The organism is Halomonas sp. 707D4 (assembly GCF_024158685.1).
Lineage (GTDB): Bacteria > Pseudomonadota > Gammaproteobacteria > Pseudomonadales > Halomonadaceae > Vreelandella.
This window is the reverse complement of the sequence record NZ_JAMZBD010000558.1, coordinates 1-1794: the sequence shown is the minus strand read 5'-3', so window position 1 is coordinate 1794 and position 1794 is coordinate 1. Positions and strand designations below refer to the sequence as shown.

Genomic DNA, 1794 nt, shown 5'->3' with positions numbered 1-1794 from the left:
CCCGTCGGTCACCACGCGCTCGCCTTCAGCGAGCCCCTCGAGCACCTCGCGGCGCTCCCCGGCCTGCTGGCCGAGCGTCACGCTGCGCTCCTCGGCCCGGCCCGCCTCCTCGTCGTAGACGAAGACGAAGGCGCGGTCATCGAGAAAGCGCAGCGCCTTGAAGGGCACGCTCAGCGCGTCGACCCGCTCGGGCTCCGCCATCCACACGCCGACGAAGGCACCGTCCTGCAGGCGCGGATGCTCGCTCGAGGTACGCACGATGATCTCGAAGGTGCGCGACTGCGGGTCGAGCGACGGGCTGACGGCGTAGACCTCGCCGATTTCGCCCTCGCTCAGCGACTCCGGGTCGGCGTCCGCCGGGCCTTGCGGAGGACGGGCGCCGATGATCACGCGCGCGCCCTCTTCGACGCGGCCGAAATTGTAGGAGGGCAGATCCACCCGCACTTCGAAGCTTGCCGGGTCGATCACCAGCGCCGGCACCGTCTGAAGCGCGCCCTGCTCGGTGGTGGTGTCCACGGTGCTGGGCATGAAGTAGCGGCCCTGTTCGATGTTGAGCCGCGCCAGCACGCCGTCGATGGGCGAGACCAGCCGTGACTCCTCGAGCATGAGCTCGGCCTGAGCGATCTGGGCGCGAGCGCTGTCGCGCGCGGCGAGCGCCTGCTGGACCTCGACGCGCGCCTGATCAAGCTCCTGGGCGGAGGCGGAGCGCTGGTCGATCAACCTCTGGTAGCGCTCCTGGGTCACCTGGGCCAGCTGCAAGTTGGCCTGCGCCTCGTTCAGCGCTGCCCGCGCCGAGGCGAGCTCCGCCTCCAACCGTTCCGGCGCCTGGTGGGCGATCAGTTGGCCCGCTTCCACCGGCATGCCCACGCGCAGTGCCGGGTCCACGAAGGTGACCTTGCCCTGCTCGGTGAACGTCAGGTACTCCCGGTGCAGGGAGCGCGCGGTGCCCTGGCTGTACACCCAGCGCTGCAGCGTCGTCGTCTGGACCGGCTCCACGCGCACGCTGACCGCGGGCGCCTGGGGCGGCGCCTCGTCTGCCGTGGTGTTCTCGTCGCTGCTGCCACAGGCGCTCAGCAGCATCAGGCACGCCAGTGCCCACCCAAGGGATTTCATGTTCATAACGCAGACGTTCCTGTCACGGAGGGGGCGAGCGGCGACACGGCCTCGAAGCCGCCGCCAAGGGCAAGGTGCAGTGCAATACGGTTTTCCAGCCGATCAAGGCGGGCGGTGAGCGTGGCGCTGCGGCTATCCAGCGCCCGCTGGTAGCTTTCCAGCACGTTCAGGAAGGGCTCGATGCCCTGGAAGTAGCGGTTGAAGGAGACGCGCACCGCGTCTTCGGCGGCCTCGGCGGCTGCATTGCTCTCGGCCTCGCGCCGGGCGAGCAGGTCATCGACGGCCAGCGCCGTCTCGACTTCCGACAGCGCGGTGAGCGCGGTATCCACGTAGGCGTAGAAGGCGTCGTCGCGCTGGCCGTCGGCGATGTCCGCCTGGGCGCGCAGCCGCCCGCCTTGGAACACCGGCTGCACGAGGTTGCCGGCGATGGTCCAGAGGAAGGTGCCGCTGCTGAACAGCTCCGACAGCTCGCTCGCCGTCGAGCCGGCGCTGCCGGTGAGGGAAATCGACGGTAGAAACGAGCGCTCCGCGGCAGTCAGGCGGTAGTCCGCCGCCCGCAGCGCCCACTCGGCGCTGCGCACGTCCGGGCGGCGTTCGAGCAGCTCGGCGGGTACGCCCGCCGAGGGCAGCGGCGGCACGTCCGGCAGCTCGCTTTGGGTGATCAACTCCCCGGCCGGATAC

Annotated in this window: 2 protein-coding genes; both read right to left on the bottom strand. The window is 70.3% G+C overall.

Annotated elements, in window-relative coordinates; genetic code table 11:
* Positions 1 to 1119, bottom strand: a 1119-nt coding sequence (locus tag BIS11_RS16525; protein ID WP_253586580.1) for an efflux RND transporter periplasmic adaptor subunit, incomplete at its 3' end; no start/stop codon positions are given.
* The coding region (locus BIS11_RS16520; protein ID WP_253586578.1) for a TolC family protein at positions 1116 to 1794 on the bottom strand (679 nt) is incomplete at its 5' end. The genes BIS11_RS16525 and BIS11_RS16520, both read right to left, overlap by 4 nt.